This window comes from Anaerotruncus sp. (genome assembly GCF_057433415.1).
The window spans coordinates 1-15,279 of record NZ_DBMDHH010000059.1 but is presented as its reverse complement, the minus strand read 5'-3'; the positions used below and the strand labels follow the sequence as shown (position 1 = coordinate 15,279).

At 64.5% G+C, this 15,279-nt stretch carries 17 protein-coding genes and 1 pseudogene; 14 read left to right on the top strand and 4 right to left on the bottom strand.

Annotation, left to right across the window (positions count from 1 at the left end):
* From ACZO3G_RS12715 to ACZO3G_RS12700, 4 genes and pseudogenes are all read left to right on the top strand, one after another.
* Positions 1 to 354: pseudogene (locus tag ACZO3G_RS12715) on the top strand (hypothetical protein); the annotation flags it as partial.
* Between the two features lie 19 nt (positions 355 to 373).
* On the top strand, positions 374 to 1,552 hold the full coding sequence (locus tag ACZO3G_RS12710) for a sodium ion-translocating decarboxylase subunit beta (RefSeq protein WP_101549345.1): 1,179 nt from the start codon (positions 374 to 376) through the stop codon (positions 1,550 to 1,552).
* A 137-nt stretch (positions 1,553 to 1,689) separates the two neighbouring features.
* Complete coding sequence (locus ACZO3G_RS12705; RefSeq protein WP_276873271.1) at positions 1,690 to 4,053, top strand: ATP-dependent helicase; 2,364 nt, start codon at positions 1,690 to 1,692, stop codon at positions 4,051 to 4,053.
* Between the two features lie 141 nt (positions 4,054 to 4,194).
* The gene (locus ACZO3G_RS12700) at positions 4,195 to 4,419 is read left to right on the top strand and encodes a hypothetical protein (protein WP_101549350.1); all 225 of its coding nucleotides are present in this window, start codon (positions 4,195 to 4,197) and stop codon (positions 4,417 to 4,419) included.
* Between the two features lie 97 nt (positions 4,420 to 4,516).
* Here ACZO3G_RS12700 and ACZO3G_RS12695 read toward each other — a convergent pair whose 3' ends face one another.
* Genes ACZO3G_RS12695 through ACZO3G_RS12685 form a run of 3 tightly spaced genes read right to left on the bottom strand, consistent with a single transcriptional unit; the run spans position 4,517 to position 5,686 of the window.
* The gene (locus ACZO3G_RS12695; protein WP_121586939.1) at positions 4,517 to 4,723 is read right to left on the bottom strand and encodes a hypothetical protein; all 207 of its coding nucleotides are present in this window, start codon (positions 4,721 to 4,723) and stop codon (positions 4,517 to 4,519) included.
* Position 4,724: 1 nt separating this feature from the next.
* Entirely contained in the window at positions 4,725 to 5,378 is a 654-nt protein-coding gene (locus tag ACZO3G_RS12690; RefSeq protein WP_276873273.1) for an N-acetylmuramoyl-L-alanine amidase family protein, read from the bottom strand.
* Between the two features lie 2 nt (positions 5,379 to 5,380).
* Entirely contained in the window at positions 5,381 to 5,686 is a 306-nt protein-coding gene (locus tag ACZO3G_RS12685; protein ID WP_276873267.1) for a phage holin, read from the bottom strand.
* Between the two features lie 287 nt (positions 5,687 to 5,973).
* Here ACZO3G_RS12685 and ACZO3G_RS12680 point away from each other — a divergent pair, with 287 nt between their 5' ends.
* The 7 genes from ACZO3G_RS12680 (at position 5,974) to ACZO3G_RS12650 (ending at position 11,336) form a co-directional block, all read left to right on the top strand.
* Positions 5,974 to 6,768, top strand: a complete 795-nt coding sequence (locus ACZO3G_RS12680; protein ID WP_101549358.1) for a hypothetical protein — start codon at positions 5,974 to 5,976, stop codon at positions 6,766 to 6,768.
* A 109-nt stretch (positions 6,769 to 6,877) separates the two neighbouring features.
* On the top strand, positions 6,878 to 7,669 hold the full coding sequence (thyX, locus tag ACZO3G_RS12675) for an FAD-dependent thymidylate synthase (RefSeq protein ID WP_101549360.1): 792 nt from the start codon (positions 6,878 to 6,880) through the stop codon (positions 7,667 to 7,669).
* Positions 7,666 to 8,337 (top strand): dTMP kinase, encoded by a 672-nt coding sequence (locus ACZO3G_RS12670; protein ID WP_101549362.1) that lies wholly within the window; start codon positions 7,666 to 7,668, stop codon positions 8,335 to 8,337. The genes thyX and ACZO3G_RS12670 overlap by 4 nt, the downstream gene beginning before the upstream one ends.
* 3 nt (positions 8,338 to 8,340) lie before the next feature.
* Positions 8,341 to 9,255, top strand: a complete 915-nt coding sequence (locus ACZO3G_RS12665) for a DUF2156 domain-containing protein (protein ID WP_276873262.1) — start codon at positions 8,341 to 8,343, stop codon at positions 9,253 to 9,255.
* 4 nt (positions 9,256 to 9,259) lie between these two features.
* Complete coding sequence (locus ACZO3G_RS12660; RefSeq protein ID WP_276873260.1) at positions 9,260 to 10,135, top strand: GNAT family N-acetyltransferase; 876 nt, start codon at positions 9,260 to 9,262, stop codon at positions 10,133 to 10,135.
* A gap of 53 nt (positions 10,136 to 10,188) precedes the next feature.
* Positions 10,189 to 10,734 (top strand): DJ-1 family glyoxalase III, encoded by a 546-nt coding sequence (locus ACZO3G_RS12655; protein ID WP_101549368.1) that lies wholly within the window; start codon positions 10,189 to 10,191, stop codon positions 10,732 to 10,734.
* The gene (locus ACZO3G_RS12650; RefSeq protein ID WP_276873256.1) at positions 10,722 to 11,336 is read left to right on the top strand and encodes a 5-formyltetrahydrofolate cyclo-ligase; all 615 of its coding nucleotides are present in this window, start codon (positions 10,722 to 10,724) and stop codon (positions 11,334 to 11,336) included. The genes ACZO3G_RS12655 and ACZO3G_RS12650 overlap by 13 nt, the downstream gene beginning before the upstream one ends.
* A gap of 91 nt (positions 11,337 to 11,427) precedes the next feature.
* Here the strand turns inward: ACZO3G_RS12650 and ACZO3G_RS12645 are convergent, their stop codons facing one another.
* Positions 11,428 to 11,580 (bottom strand): hypothetical protein, encoded by a 153-nt coding sequence (locus ACZO3G_RS12645; RefSeq protein ID WP_276873254.1) that lies wholly within the window; start codon positions 11,578 to 11,580, stop codon positions 11,428 to 11,430.
* A 241-nt stretch (positions 11,581 to 11,821) separates the two neighbouring features.
* On the opposite strand from ACZO3G_RS12645, the gene mltG reads away from it, so the two are divergent.
* From mltG to ACZO3G_RS12630, 3 genes are all read left to right on the top strand, one after another.
* Positions 11,822 to 13,360 (top strand): endolytic transglycosylase MltG, encoded by a 1,539-nt coding sequence (gene mltG, locus ACZO3G_RS12640; protein ID WP_277138626.1) that lies wholly within the window; start codon positions 11,822 to 11,824, stop codon positions 13,358 to 13,360.
* Between the two features lie 14 nt (positions 13,361 to 13,374).
* Positions 13,375 to 14,595, top strand: a complete 1,221-nt coding sequence (locus ACZO3G_RS12635; protein ID WP_276874712.1) for a peptidase U32 family protein — start codon at positions 13,375 to 13,377, stop codon at positions 14,593 to 14,595.
* Between the two features lie 229 nt (positions 14,596 to 14,824).
* Positions 14,825 to 15,279: YebC/PmpR family DNA-binding transcriptional regulator (locus tag ACZO3G_RS12630; protein WP_486847298.1), on the top strand; the 455-nt coding region annotated here is incomplete at its 3' end.

The following is a 15,279-nucleotide window of genomic DNA, read 5'->3' as shown; positions in this document are numbered from 1 at the left end:
TCCACCGGCCTGGGCTCGCCGAAGAAACCGGCGCAGCCCGCCGCGGCCCCCAAGCCCGCCGCACCGGCGGCACCCAAGGCGGCCCCGCAGCAGGCGGCGGCCCCGGCTCCGGCGCCCGCCGCGCCGGCGGCTCCGGCTCCGGCCTCCACCATGGTGATCCAGCCGATCGTCGAGGAGGGTATCGGAGACGATATCATCGCGGTGATCTCGGCGGCGGTCGCCTCGATGTTCGGCGGCGGCGAAAGCGGCCAGCCCGCGGCCGAGGGCGGCTTTGTCCTGCGCAGCATCCGCCGCGCACGGGAGCGCACCTCCTGGGCGCAGGCCGGCATGATGCAGAACACCCAACCTTTTTGATTGACGGAGGGCAGAGACAATGTTTGAAATTTTTGCGGACTCGGTCCAGACGATCGTGTCCAAGTCGGGCTTCCTGAACCTGACCGGCGGGCAGGCCCTGATGATTCTGGTTTCCTTCGTGCTCATGTACCTTGCAATCCGCAAGGGCTTCGAGCCGCTGCTGCTGCTGCCGATCGCGTTCGGTATGCTGCTGACCAACCTGCCGATGGCGGGAATGTACCACCCTGAAATCTTCATCAACGACACCGGGCATATCGCGTGGGAGATGCTCGCCAACGGCGGCGGCCTGCTCGACTACCTCTACCTCGGCGTCAAGCTCGGCATCTACCCGCCGCTGATCTTCCTCGGCGTCGGCTGCATGACCGACTTCGGTCCGCTGATCGCGAACCCGAAGAGCTTCCTCATGGGCGCGGCCGCCCAGCTCGGCATCTTCCTCGCCTTCTTCGGCGCGCTGGCGCTCGGCTTTACTCCCGCCGAGGCCGGCTCGATCGGCATCATCGGCGGCGCGGACGGCCCGACGGCGATCTTTACGACGACCCAGCTGGCTCCGCACCTGCTCGGCTCGGTGGCCATCGCGGCCTACTCCTATATGGCGCTGGTCCCGATCATCCAGCCGCCCATTATGAAGCTGCTCACCACCAAGAAGGCGCGCGCCGTCCGGATGGAGCAGCTGCGCCCCGTCTCCAAGCTCGAGAAGATCGTCTTCCCGATCCTCGTTGCAATCCTGGTATCCTTCCTCGTTCCCGACACCGCCCCGCTGATCGGCATGCTCATGCTCGGAAACCTCTTCCGTGAGTCGGGCGTGGTCGACCGCCTCAACAAGACGGCGCAGAACGAGCTGATGAACATCGTCACCATCTTCCTCGGCGTCACCGTCGGCGCGACGGCGAGCGCGGAGCGGTTCCTCACCCCGCAGACCCTCGGCATCATCGTCCTCGGCCTCATCGCGTTCGCGTTCGGTACCGCGGGCGGCGTGCTGCTCGGCGACCTGATGTACGTCCTCTCGGGCGGCAAGATCAACCCGCTGATCGGTTCCGCCGGCGTGTCGGCCGTCCCGATGGCGGCGCGCGTCTCGCAGAAGGTCGGCCAGAAGGAGAACCCGACCAACTTCCTGCTCATGCATGCGATGGGTCCGAACGTCGCCGGCGTTATCGGCTCCGCCGTGGCCGCGGGCGTCCTGCTCTCCATCCTCAAGTAATGTTCGATATCGATAAAAAGGCGGCCCATGCGGGCCGCCTTTTTTTACGTTCCCACGGGTCGGGAAATGTGGTATACTGTAGTTGCCGCGGGCGCGGGACGCGCCCGGCCAAACAACGGAATGTGTGGGGAAACGCAATGGATTTATCGCTGAAAGACCGGTACACAGCGGCGCGGCGCCGCATCATCGACGACTTCTTTTCCCGGATGAACCCGATGCAGAAGCAGGCGGTCTACACGCTGAACGGCCCGGTGCTGATCCTGGCGGGCGCGGGCAGCGGGAAGACGACGGTCATCATCAACCGCATCGCGAACATGGTGCTCTTCGGGGACGCCTACCACAGCGACTGGATGCCCGAGCAGGTCACGGCGGAGGACGTCGCCTTCCTCGAGGAGTACGCCGACGGGGAGAGCTGGGACTCCGACCGCGCCTTTACGCTCATCCGCAGCCACACCGTCATGCCCTGGAACATCCTCGCAATCACCTTTACCAACAAGGCCGCCGGGGAGCTGCGGGAGCGGCTTTCGGCGATGCTCGGGCCGACGGCGGACGACGTGGGCGCCTCGACCTTCCATTCGGCGTGCGTGCGCATCCTGCGGCGCGAGATCGAGCGGCTCGGTTACGGGCGCAGCTTTGCGATCTACGACACCGACGACTCGCTGCGGGTGATCAAGGGCGCGCTCAAGGAGCTCAACATCGACGACAAGCGGTTCGCCCCCAAGGGGGTGCTCTCCGCGATCGGCCGCGCGAAGGACGAGCTCCTGACCCCCGGCGGCTACGAGGCCGGCGTGGGGGACGACTACTACAAGCAGGTCGTCGCCAAGGTGTACGCGATCTACCAGAAGCAGCTCCAGGACGCCAACGCGGTCGACTTCGACGACATCATCATGCTGACGGTGCGGCTCTTCAAGGAGTTCCCCGAGGCGCTCGACTACTACCGCAACCGCTTCCGCTACATCATGGTGGACGAGTACCAGGATACCAACCGCGCGCAGTTCGAGCTCGTGCGGCTGCTCGCCTCCGAAAGCGGGAACCTCTGCGTCGTCGGCGACGACGACCAGAGCATCTATAAATTCCGCGGCGCGACGATCGAAAACATCCTCCAGTTCGAGGACAACTTCCCCGGCGCGAAGGTCTTCCGGCTGGAACAGAACTACCGCAGCACCGAAACGATCCTCGACGCGGCCAACGCGGTCATCTCGAACAACACCGAGCGCAAGGGCAAGACCCTCTGGACCCAGAACGGGGAGGGGGTCAAGGTGCGGGTGCACCGCGCCGCCGACGAAAACGGGGAGGCGCAGTTCATCTGCGACACGATCCAGGCCAACGTGCAGGCGGGCGCGAAGTATTCCGACCATGTGGTGCTCTACCGCATGAACGCCCAGTCGCAGATGCTTGAGCGCGGCATGGTCAAGGCGGGCATCCCCTACCGTATCATCGGCGGGCTGCGCTTTTACGAGCGCAAGGAGATCAAGGATATCGTCTCCTATCTGAGCGTGCTGAGCAACCGGTCGGATTCGCTGCGGCTGCGGCGGATCATCAACGAGCCCAAGCGGAAGATCGGAGACAGCACGGTCAACGCGGTGGCGGAGATCGCCGCCGGGACGGGCGCGGCGATGTTCGACGTGCTCGAGCACGCGGACGAATACGCCTCCCTCGGGCGCAAGACCGCCGACCTCATGGCGTTCGCGGCGATGATGCGCGGGCTGATGGAGGCGGCGGACACGCTGCCGCTGGGCGAATTGCTCGACGAGCTGCTCGACCGGACGGGCTACCTTGCGATGCTCCAAGCGGAGGGCTTTGAGGGCCAGACGCGGATCGAGAATATCGAGGAGCTCAAGAGCACGATGAACCGCTATGAGGAGGAGAACGCCGAGCACTCCCTCTCCGGCTTTCTGGAGGAGATCTCCCTCTACACCGACATCGACAAATACGACCCGAACGACGACGCGGTGGTGCTGATGACGATGCACTCGGCCAAGGGGCTCGAGTTCGACAACGTCTTCATCGCGGGCGCGGAGGAGGGGATCTTCCCGGGCGTGCAGGCGATGTACGACCCCGCGCAGGTGGAGGAGGAGCGGCGGCTCGCCTACGTGTCGATCACCCGCGCCAAAAAGCAGCTCTACATCTCCGACGCGGCGCAGCGGATGCTCTTCGGGCAGACGATGCGCAACCGCCCCTCGCGGTTTTTGGCGGAGATTCCGCCGGAGCTGTGCGAGTCGGAGGACGAGACGCTGCTCCGCCGCCAGCAGGCGGCCGCCATGCCGGCGAAAAAGCCCCGCTACTCCGAGAGCGACCGGATGCTGGGGGTGGGCCGCCAGCCCGCGCCCGACGAGGGCTTCGACTTGCGGCCGGGGGACGGGGTCACACACAAGGTGTTCGGCGGCGGCATGGTGATCTCGGTCACGCCGATGGGCAACGACCACCTTGTGGAGGTGGCGTTCGACGGTGTCGGAACCAAGAAGGTTATGGCGAAATTCGCCCGCCTGAAGAAAATTTAACGGGTTTTTTGGTCGAATGTTCACGATTTGTTAAAAACGCCCTTCTCCGATTCGACAGATTCCGCCAATTACAGAGCGTATAATGTAATTGCAGCGAACGAAAGATAACGCTGTCGAAAAAAGTCAAGGACGGGATAACAGATGAACGCAATCAAAAAATGGATCCTCGCGGTCCAAATCGAGAACAGGTGGAAAAAGATCGGGAACAACCGCAGGAAGATGGGCGCTCTGCTGGAAAACGGCGAGCCCTACAGCTCTCCCGCGCTTGTCCGGCTGGACGGTGAGACCGCCCTGCTCGGCTACCAGGCCAGGCAGATGGAGCGGCGCTACCGGGAGCTGATGGGCGATTCGCTGGTGAGCGCCTGAACGGGTACATATGGTTCAATGAAGAAAAAACCGGGGCCGCGTAAAACGCGGCCCCGGTTTTTTGCCGGGCGGGGGAGGGAGGAGACCGCTCCCCGCCTTATGAAAAGATCAGGTTGAGCAGGACCGGGACGAGGCACCCGCCGATCGCGGCGAGGATGCCGAGGATCAGGTTGAGCTTGGTCTTGATGACGGCGAAGCTCACCTCGCCGTCCCCGAGCCGCCCGTCGTATTCCCGGAACTTCCCGTCGACCTTCTGTTCCAGCGCGCGCAGCGATTCGCACGGCTGATTCTTGGAGCAGTCCATCTCACACCCCCAGTCTGCGGCGCGCGTTTTCGAGCGCCGCGGCCAATTCGTCGAGCGCGGCCCGGACCGTCTCCCGCGCCGGGTCCCGCGGCGCGTCCCCGGCCGCGGGGGCGCGGTAGGCGATCCCCACCGCCCGGCAGAGCCCCCGCGCGGCCGCCTCGGCGTACTGCGGGAGATAGCGGTCGAACAGGGTGTTGTCCTCTTCGTTGGTGAGGAAGCCCAGCTCGAGCAGCGCGGAAGCCATGACGGTGCCCGTGTTGACGCCGAAATCCCGGTAGTTCTGCGGGGTCCCCTTGCGCACCCCCCGGTCCCGCACCGGCGTAACGGCGAGCAGCTCGGTCAGGATGTCCTGCGCCTTCTGCACGGTCGGCCAGTCGGCGCCGCTGTGCACCCACAGGCCCACGCCGCGCGCGGAGGGGTCCGCCGCGTCGCGGTGGAGGCTCAAGAAGTAGGCGCAGCCCGCCTCGTTGGCGATGCGGCAGCGTTCGGCGATCGGCAGGGCCGCGTCCGAATCGCGGGTGAGCACCACGCCGAGCCCCTGCGCCTCCAGCAGAGGCTTGAGGGCGCACGCGAGGCGCAGGACGTCGTCCTTTTCGTACCGGCTTTTGAGCACTGCGCCGGGGTCGGCGCCGCCGTGCCCCGGGTCAAGGCAGATTTTTACGATCGCGCTTCCCTCCCATCCGTCCGGCGGTCCCGGCGCGGGGCCGCGTAGGTCATCGCGAGGCGGCTGTCCCCGACGCCCGCGGTGGTCGGGTCGACCACCGCGTTAAAGACGCTCACGAGCACCGACACTACGACGACGGGGTTCTGCACGGCGCGCACAAAGAGCGCCCCGAGCGCGGCCCAGCTCGTCATGTCCTCCCACGAGAGGCCGAAATAGGCGAGGATGGGCAGCAGTACGGCACATGCGACCTGCGCCCACCAGAGCGGATTCCGGAACCGCACGGCCCAATTGATTTTCATCAGATTCCCCCTTCTTGACCGGTTTTATCGTTCCCTGCAATTTTATTGTATCACAACCTATGGTTGTTATCAAGAAAACGGCCCTCCCAAACAGGGGAAAAACGCCGGTTTACGCCGAAGGGGGAGATAATCCGGACAGCCCAAAAGCGCGGGAAGGGTAAATTGACGGATGTCTTTTGGCATGATAAAATAGGGACGGAACGAAAATTTCTCTGCCGATGCACAAAAAGACGAATCGCTCATAAAATGTATTGAGTACAGCTCAAAACATAACTAGGAGGATTCATATGGCAGAGCAAAGAACAGCTCCTGTTACCGCGACCGGAGCAAACTGTTTCAAGGAAGCAGTATGCATAGATGCCGGCAGGATCTATGATTCCTGCACCGATAAGGACTGCCTGACGGATTTGCAGGTATTCTTTACTGACCGCGCCCAGCCGGTGATCGACAGCGCGATGAGCATCAAATGCAAAGACGTGGAAATCATCACCGTCTACCTCGACGTCGAGCCGGTGCCCTTCAACAAGGGCTTCTACTCGGTCGATCTCACCTTCTTCTTCAAAGTGACGGTCAGCGCCTACACCTCCCCGGTGGCCCCTCCGGCCAATGTGGTGGGAATCGCGGCCTTCTCCAAGAAGGTCATCCTCTACGGCTCCGACGGGAACGTCAAGGTCTACAATTCGACCGACCCGCGCGGCGGCATCGACCACGACAACACCAACATGCCCAAGGCGAGCGTCCATGTGGTCGACCCGATGTGCCTCGACAGCAAGCTGGTCGAGTGCGGCTGCGGCCGTGCGTTTGAGTCCGGCGTGACCCTGCCCGGTTCGATCTGCAACCTGTTCGACGGCGACTTCGCGGTCTGCAAGCCGGAAAAGGTGGTACTTATCACGATCGGGCTGTTCACCATCGTCCAGCTCGAGCGCAGCGTGCAGATGATGATCCCGGCCTACGACTACGCGGTGCCGGATAAGGAGAGCACGAGCAATTCCACCGAGGACCCCTGCGAGGTCTTCCGCAAGATCAAATTCCCCCTCAACCAGTTTTTCCCGCCGAAGCTCTCCGAAGCGGATCAGCTTTAAACCGAAAACCCGGCGACGGATATCGTCCGGCGCGGGCGGATGAACCCCTGTGAAGCGGGGCTCCGCCCCGCCGGACGCGGACGTTTTTTTAAAAACAGGAGGATGCGCAATGCCAAAGGTACAGCCCAAAGTCACCCTTTTAAGCCATACCCCCAACCCGGAAAAGACGGTCGCCTCGGCGGCCAAGCTGTGCTATTCCTCGGCGTCCCTCGGCGATCTGATGGACAACCTCACCGAGGAAAAGGCGTCCGATTTCGTGCAGATGCTGGCGGAGATCGGCCATGAGAGCCCGATCGAGCACGCGAGCTTCACCTTCGGCATCGAAGGGGTCTCGCGCGCCTTCCTCGCGCAGATCACCCGCCACCGCATGGCCTCCTACAGCGTGCAGAGCCAGCGGTACGTGCGGGAGAAGGCGTTCGACTACGTCCTGCCGCCCGAGATCGAGGCGGACGACGAGGCGCTCTCCGAGTTCGAGGAGGCGATGGAGGCGGCGCAGGAGAGCTACGACCGCATCGCCGCGATCCTCAAAAAACGCCGCGCCGCCGCGCTCGTCGCGGAGGGCATGGAGGAGAAGGAAGCCGCCAAAAAGGCGGAGAAGCTGGCGATCGAGGACGCCCGCTTCGTGCTGCCCAACGCGTGCGACACCAAGATGATCGTCACGATGAACGCGCGCAGCCTCTATAACTTCTTCGCGCACCGCTGCTGCAACCGCGCCCAGTGGGAGATCCGGGCGGTCGCCGACCAGATGCTCGCGCTCGTGAGCGCGGTCGCGCCGACTCTCTTTTCGGGCGCGGGGCCGTCCTGCTGCCGCGGCGGCTGCCGCGAGGGCAAGATGAGCTGTGGAAAGCCGCAGGAGGTGCGCGGGCACATCGCGAAGCTCAAGCAGGGGGGACGGGCGTGACCGGCAGGCTGATCGTCATCGACGGGCTGGACGGCTCGGGCAAGCAGACGCAGGCAAAGCTCCTCTGCGACCGGCTGCGCCGGGAGAACGTGCCGGTGCGCGCGGTGAGCTTCCCCGACTACGCCGAGCCGTCGTCGGCGCTCGTCAAGATGTACCTTTCGGGCGAATTCGGACAGGCCGACGACGTCGGCCCCTACGCCGCGAGCAGCTTTTACGCGGTCGACCGCTACGCGAGCTACCAGCGGTTCTGGAAGGCGGACTACCTTTCGGGGCATACTATTGTCGCCGACCGCTACGCGACCTCCAATCTCATCCACCAGATGTCCAAGCTGCCCCCCGATGAATGGCCCGCCTTCCACGCGTGGATGGAGGACTTTGAATACGGGAAGCTCGGCCTCCCGCGCCCCGACGCGGTCGTCTACCTGGACATGCATCCCGACGTTTCGCGGGCGCTGCTGTCGGGCCGCTACCACGGGGACGAGTCGAAGCGGGACATCCACGAGGCGAATTTCGCCTATATGCGGCGGTGCCGCGTCTGCGCGCTCTACGCCGCCGAACACTTCGGCTGGCGGGTGGTGCGCTGCTCGGACGAGCGCCGCGCCTTCCCGGTCGAGGAGATCGCCGAGGAGGTCCGGCGGGCGGTCAACCCAACAGAAAGGTCCTTATAAGCTATGCCGGATTTCAGAAGAATCACCCTTGCGGACAAGGAATGGATCGACCCGCTGCTCCGGATGGGGAACCTGAGGGGCAGCGAATACACCTTTACCAACAATTTCATCTACCGCACGATCTACCACATCGAGGTCGCGCGGATGAACGACTACTACCTCGTGCGCTCCCACCGGGAGGGCGGCGCGTACTCCTACCTCTACCCGGCGGGCAGCGGCGACCTCAGGCCGGCCGTCGACGCGCTCGTCGCGGACGCGGCGGAGCTGGGGGTCCCCTTCCACATGAACGGCGTTCCCCGCGAGGGGACCGCCGCGCTGGAGGCCCTCTTTCCCGGGCGGTTTGCCTTTTCGGAGGTGCGCGACAACTTCGACTACCTCTACGAGAGTGAAAAGCTCATCACCCTGTCGGGCAAAAAGCTGCACGGCAAACGGAATTTCGTCAACCGCTTTCTGGCGGAGAACGAGGGCCGCTGGGCCTATGAGGCGGTCACGCCCGAAAATCTGCCCGAATGCTGGCGGATGAATGTGGCGTGGTGCGCGGAGAACGGCTGCGGCGAGGACCCGAGCCTGGCGGAGGAGACCTGCGCGGTCAAAAACTGTTTCGACAACTTTACCGCGCTGGGGCTCCGGGGCGGGCTGCTCCGGCTGGACGGCGGGGTGATCGCCTATACGATGGGCCTGCCGCTCAATTCGGACACCTTCATCGTGCACATCGAAAAGGCGTTTGCGTCGATCGCGGGCGCCTATCCGATGATCAATCAGCAGTTCGCCGCGCACAACTGCGCGGATTACAAATATGTCAATCGGGAGGACGACGTGGGGGACGAGGGGCTGCGCAAGGCGAAGCTCTCCTACAGGCCCGCCATCCTCCTCGAAAAATTTGAAGCCGTGCTGAAGGAACCCTCGGGCGGGAGGTGACGGTATGATCCGGTTTGCGGAGGAAGGAATGCGCGCCCGGCTGAAAGAGCTGTGGCGCGAATGCTTCGGCGACAGCAACGAGTATGTCGACCTCTATTTCGCGAGCCACGACATCGCGCGGCACACGATGGTCTTCATGGACGGGGAGAACCCCGTCTCGATGCTCTCGCTGCTGCCGATGACGGTGGTGACGCGGGCGGGCATCCTGCCCGCGCGGTACGTCTACGCGGTGGCGACCAAGGAGAGCTACCGCGGGCGGGGGATCAGCACGCGGATGCTCGAGGCGGCCCACAGGGTGCTGCGCGCCGAGGGGGTCAAGCTGTCGGTGCTCGTGCCCTCGAGCGCCGCGCTCTACAACTTCTACGGCAAGCGCGGGTTCGACACTGAGTTCTATTCCGGGCTGGCGGTCGTCGGGCGGGAGGAGATCGCGCCCTTTGCGGGCAGCTTTTTCATCAGCGAGGCCGACCCCCTGGAGTTTATGCAGATCCGCGAGCGGGCGTTCGCCGGGCGCACGATGTTCGTGCGCTGGGACGGCGATGCGCTCGCCTACCGGATGACCGAGACGGCCTTTGGCGGCGGCGAGACGCTGGCGATCACGGTCGGCGACGCGCGGGCCATCGCCGTCTGCCACATGGAGGGCGGCGCGGTGAACGTCAAGGAGCTCGCGCTCGACGGGATGGCCGCCGGCACGGCGCTCTCGGTGCTCCAGCACAAGTTCGGCGCCGACGAGTACCACCTGCGCCTGCCGCTCGACCTCGACTGCCCCTATCCGCTCGAACGGGTGCCGGCGGGCGTGACCTGCTGGTACGACCCCGAGGCGCGCGAGCGGGTGTTCGGCGGCGGGGGCGGGGCGCCCTACCTGAACCTGGTGCTCGACTGAACGCGCCGCCCGCCGGGCGGTATCCATATTTTAACCAATCGAGGTGCTGACAGATGATCTATGTATTTCTGGCCGATGGATTTGAGACGGTCGAGGCGCTCGCCGTCGTCGACGTGCTGCGGCGCGCCAAACTGGAGGTGCGCACGGCGGGGGTGGGCGGCAGGACCGTCACGAGCGCGCACGGCGTGCCCGTCGTGTGCGACGTCACCGCCGGCGAGGTGGACAAGGAGGCGATGGAGCTGCTCTTTTTGCCGGGCGGCATCCCCGGAACCCCCAACCTCGAGGCGAGCGGAGAGGTGCAGGACTGCATCACCTACGCCGCCGAACACGACAGGTGGATCACCGCCATCTGCGCGGCGCCCTCGATCCTGGGCCACCGCGGCCTGCTTGAGGGGCGCACGGCGACCTCCTTCCCGACCTTCCAGAAGGAGCTGCGCGGCGCGAATATTCCGGCGGACGCCTACGTCTGCGTGGACGGCAGGTACGTCACCGGGCGGGGCATGGGCGTGGCCGTGGAGTTCGGGCTCAAGCTCGTCGAGCTGCTCGCCGGGAAAGAGGCGTCCGACGCCATCCGCGGGTCGATCCAATGCAGGGAATAGACATCCGGCCGCTCAAAATGCGGCTGCGCGGGGAGATCAAGGCGTGGCGGCGGGCGCTGGAGCCCGGCTGGAAGGCGGGCGCGGATGAAAAGATCTGTGCCCGGGTGCTCGCGCTGCGGGAATACGCGGCGTGCTCCACCCTGCTGACCTATGTCTCGCTGCCCATCGAGGTGGACACGCTGCGTCTCATCTCCCGCGCCTTCGCGGACGGCAAAAAGGTGGCCGCGCCCCGCTGCGTCGAGGGCACCCACGAGATGGAATTCTACGAAATTTTCTCGATGGACGACCTCGCGCGCCAGACCTTTGGGGTGCTCGAGCCGGTGCGGGAGCGGTGCCGCCGGCTCACCGACTTTTCGGGGAGCGTCTGCCTCGTGCCCGCGCTCGCCTACGACCGCGCCGGGTACCGGCTGGGGTACGGCGCGGGGTATTACGACCGGTTCCTGTCGGTCTATCCCGGCCCGAAGATCGGGCTGGTCTACGCGCAGAACCTGCGCAGGAGCCTGTGGAAGGGCCGGTACGACGTGCCGGTCGACCTGATCGTCACCGAGGCGCGCCTTTTTGTCCCGCAGGCGGCGGGGGCGGAACGCAGAAAAAAGAAATGACGGTTTCGGGCAAGCCCGAAACCGTCATTTTCGTTGCCCCCGCGCCGGGCGGGGAGGTGGTTACAGTCTGTCGATGTAGAGTCTGTTTGGATTAGCAGCAGCCGCCGCCGAACCCGCCCCAACCACAGAGGAGGATAATGATGATGATGATCCAGATCCAGCTGCCGTAGCCATAACCGAAACCGCCGTTTCCACCGCATCCACAGTTCTGCATGCCGCACCCGCAGCAATTGTTGTTACACATAAGTTGACACCTCGCTGTTGATGATTTGTTTCATACTATGTCTGAAGCGGCAAATGGGTTACATCAACCGGGAAGAGAAATTTTCTGCCGTCCGCCCGGGGCGCGCGGTGAAAAAATTTGTACGGGAAACTCGTTAAAAGATTTGATTATTATGCCGAATTGAGGTATTATATATTGTACATTGGGTTTTTCCGCCACAGGCCCGGGAAGGCTTCCCGCCGGGTGGAGGATAGGAGGACACATGAGCAACCGGGACGAGTTTGAAGACCTGATCAAGAACTTTAAGCTGGACGACGTCGAGGACCCCGCGCCCGCGCAGACGCCCCCGCCCCGCCGCCCCGCTTTTGACTTTGAAGAGGATAACCAGCGCTACAGCGCTTCCAGGGAACGCCGGCCGGCCGGCGCGGCGGCCGTGCAGGAACGCCCCGCGCGCCGGATGCAGCCCCCGCCCGAGTACCGCGCGCCCGCCGCGCAGACGGGCGGCGCGGACGCCGTGCGCCCGAATACCGCGCGCAGGCGCGAATTCAAGGTGCAGATTGACGATGAGGAATTCTACGAGCCGTCGACCTCGTCGCCGCGCCCGCCGAGGAGCGGCGGGGGCGGAGGCCGGCGGTCGGGAGGCGGAGACGGCGGGGACCGCCATTCGGGCGGCGGCGGCGGCCGCTGGTTCAAGGCGCTGCTCGTGCTGGTCGTCGTGCTCGGGCTTTCGGTCTTTCTGGCGATGTTCGCGCTCCAGAGCGCGAGCGACATGTTCGGCCTCAATAAGCCGGAGGGCGAGGTGAGCTTCGAGCTGCCCGACGAGGACCTCTCGATCTCCGAGATCGCCTCGATGCTCCAGAAGGAGGGCATCGTCACCCAGCCGCTGACCTTCCGCCTCTACGCGACGCTCAAGAAGGTCTCCCCGGACTCCTTCTTCCCCGGCGACTACACCCTCAACACCAACATGAGCTACGATGAAATCTTCGTCGCCTTCCGTTCGGGCACCGGGCCGGAGCAGGTCACCCTCATCTTCTACGAGGGCTGGACCCTTTCGGATATCGCGGACAAGCTCGAGGAGAACGGCGTCTGCAAGAAGGAGGACCTCTTCCGCTACCTCGAGGAGAACGGCGCGGCGTTTGAGGAGAAATACCCCTTCCTGGCCGACATCCCCGACGACGCGAACCGCTACCGCCGCTACGAGGGCTATTTCTTCCCCGACACCTACGACTTCTACGTGGACGAGGATCTGGGCACCGTGGTGCAGAAGTTCTTCAACCGCTTTGACCAGATGGTCAACACCGACGAGCTCCAGCAGCAGATGAAGGCGCAGAACCTGACGCTCGACCAGGCGATCACGCTGGCGTCGGTCATCCAGAAGGAGGCGGGCCGCACCGACGACATGAAGATGGTCTCCTCCATCTTCCACAAGCGCCTCGAAAATCCCGCGCAGTTCCCGAAACTCCAGTCGGACGTGACGATCTTCTACGTCGAAAACGACATCAAGCCCTATCTTGAAAACCCGGACGATCCGGTCAATCAGCCGATGTACGACGCATACAATACCTATGTGTGCGACGGACTGCCCGTCGGGCCGATCTCCAACCCGGGCGTCGACGCGATCAAGGCCGCGATCTATCCGCAGAACACCGACTACTACTACTTCCTCGCGGACAAGGACGGCAAGTTCTATTACGCGGCCACGATCGAGGAGCACGCGGCGAATATCGCGGCGGCCGGCATCGGGGTCGACCACGGCATCACGATGCCGGGCGAGGGCGGCGACAGCGAGCCGCAGCAGTAAAAAGGAGCGTTCCCTTGCAAAAGCCAGAACTACTCTCTCCGGCGGGCGGCCGGGAGCAGCTGGAAGCCGCCGTGCGCTTCGGCGCGGACGCGGTCTACCTGGGCTCCGGGCGGTTCAACATGCGCGCCGCGGCCTCCCTCGGGCCGGACGCGCTTGCCGGCGCGGTCTCCTTCGCGCATGAAAACGGCGTCCGCGTCTATCTCGTGTGCAATACCCTGCCCTCCTGCGAGGAGGCGGACGCGCTGCCGGACTTTTTAAGCGCGGCGCGTTCGGCGGGCGTGGACGCGCTCATCGCCGCCGACCTCGGCGTGATGGCGCTCGCGCGCCGCATCGTTCCGGAAATCCCGCTGCACGTCTCCACCCAGGCGGGGGTCGTCAACCACCTGACCGCGTCCGCGCTCCATGAGCTCGGCGCCTCCCGCGTCGTGCTGGCGCGCGAGCTTTCGCTCGCGGAGATCCGCCGCATCCGGGAGAATACCCCGCCCGGGCTCGAGCTCGAGGCGTTCGTCCACGGCGCGATGTGCATGTCGGTGTCGGGGCGCTGCCTGCTCAGCAGCTACCTCACCGGCCGGGACGCCAACCGCGGCGCCTGCGCGCAGCCCTGCCGCTGGCGTTACCGCCTCGTGGAGGAGAAACGCCCCGGCCAGTACTTTCCCATCGGGGAGGACGGGCGGGGCAGCTACATCCTCAACGCGAACGACCTGTGCATGATCGAACACGTCGGCGAACTGGCGGAAGCGGGCGTCTCCTCCTTCAAGATCGAGGGGCGCGCAAAATCGTCCTACTACACCGCGTCGGTCACCGCCGCCTACCGGGCGGCGCTCGACGCGTGGATGCAGAGGGGGGAGCCTCCGCCCTGGGCCCTCGAAGAGGTGGGGAAGGTGAGCCACCGGCCCTATTCGACCGGCTTCTATTTCGGCGCGCCCGGCCAGAACGCCGCATTCGGCGGTTCCCTGTGCGGCTGGGAGGTGCTCGCAATGGCGGAGGGCTGGGCGGACGGCGTGCTCGAAGTGAGCCTGCGCAACCGCTTTTCACGCGGCGAGGAGGCGGAGCTGCTGCTTCCGCGTGAGAGCCCGCGCCCCCTTTCCGTTACGGCGCTCGAGGACGTCGGGGAGGGCGCCGTGGAGACGGCCTGCCACCCGATGCGGCGTTACCGCATCCCCTGCCCGTTTCCCGTGCCGCCCGGCGCTTGGCTGCGCCGGAGGGTTGCGGGGGAGAACGAGGGAACGGAATGATTTGACGGCCGTGCCCATCTCCGCACAGGATATCATCAAACGTTTTGCCGGCTTTTTCAAAAGCCGCGGGTGAGGCGAAAGCCGGAGGCTTTCGCCGGGGGCGGAGCCCTTGACCCGGGCCCGCAGGCCCTGCCGTAAGCGATTTTTCTTTGGTTCTTTCTTTTTCAGGAAAAAAGAAAGAATGGGTGTAACACCGCCAAACCATGATTTCAAAGAGAGGTTGAAGGATATGTCCGGACATTCCAAATGGGCAAACATCAAACGCAAGAAGGAAAAGACCGACGGCGCGCGCGCGAAAATCTTTACGAAGATCGGGCGCGAGATCACCGTTGCGGCGCGCGAGGGCGGAGCCGACCCGGCGAACAACTCCAAGCTGGCGACGCTGATTGCGAAGGCGAAGGCGAACAACGTCCCGAACGACAACATCGAGCGCCTGCTCAAAAAGGCGGGGGACAGCAAGGAGGACTACGAAGAGATTACATACGAGGGCTACGGTCCTTCGGGTGTGGCGGTCATCGTGGAAACCCTCACCGACAACCGCAACCGCACGGCGGGCGATCTGCGCCACTACTTCGACAAATGCGGCGGCAACCTCGGCCAGAACGGGAGCGTCTCCTTCCTGTTTGAAAAGAAGGGCGTCATCGTCATCGACAACGAGGAGGGCAAATACGACGAGGAAAAGGT

Bases quoted from the DNA above. Each gene is read 5' to 3' on its own strand.
- ACZO3G_RS12710 (WP_101549345.1), top strand. From the start codon at position 374: ATGTTTGAAATTTTTGCGGACTCGGTCCAGACGATCGTGTCCAAGTCG.
- ACZO3G_RS12705 (WP_276873271.1), top strand. From the start codon at position 1,690: ATGGATTTATCGCTGAAAGACCGGTACACAGCGGCGCGGCGCCGCATC.
- ACZO3G_RS12700 (WP_101549350.1), top strand. From the start codon at position 4,195: ATGAACGCAATCAAAAAATGGATCCTCGCGGTCCAAATCGAGAACAGG.
- ACZO3G_RS12695 (WP_121586939.1), bottom strand. From the start codon at position 4,723: ATGGACTGCTCCAAGAATCAGCCGTGCGAATCGCTGCGCGCGCTGGAA.
- ACZO3G_RS12685 (WP_276873267.1), bottom strand. From the start codon at position 5,686: ATGAAAATCAATTGGGCCGTGCGGTTCCGGAATCCGCTCTGGTGGGCG.
- ACZO3G_RS12680 (WP_101549358.1), top strand. From the start codon at position 5,974: ATGGCAGAGCAAAGAACAGCTCCTGTTACCGCGACCGGAGCAAACTGT.
- thyX (WP_101549360.1), top strand. From the start codon at position 6,878: ATGCCAAAGGTACAGCCCAAAGTCACCCTTTTAAGCCATACCCCCAAC.
- ACZO3G_RS12665 (WP_276873262.1), top strand. From the start codon at position 8,341: ATGCCGGATTTCAGAAGAATCACCCTTGCGGACAAGGAATGGATCGAC.
- ACZO3G_RS12660 (WP_276873260.1), top strand. From the start codon at position 9,260: ATGATCCGGTTTGCGGAGGAAGGAATGCGCGCCCGGCTGAAAGAGCTG.
- ACZO3G_RS12655 (WP_101549368.1), top strand. From the start codon at position 10,189: ATGATCTATGTATTTCTGGCCGATGGATTTGAGACGGTCGAGGCGCTC.
- ACZO3G_RS12650 (WP_276873256.1), top strand. From the start codon at position 10,722: ATGCAGGGAATAGACATCCGGCCGCTCAAAATGCGGCTGCGCGGGGAG.
- ACZO3G_RS12645 (WP_276873254.1), bottom strand. From the start codon at position 11,580: ATGTGTAACAACAATTGCTGCGGGTGCGGCATGCAGAACTGTGGATGC.
- mltG (WP_277138626.1), top strand. From the start codon at position 11,822: ATGAGCAACCGGGACGAGTTTGAAGACCTGATCAAGAACTTTAAGCTG.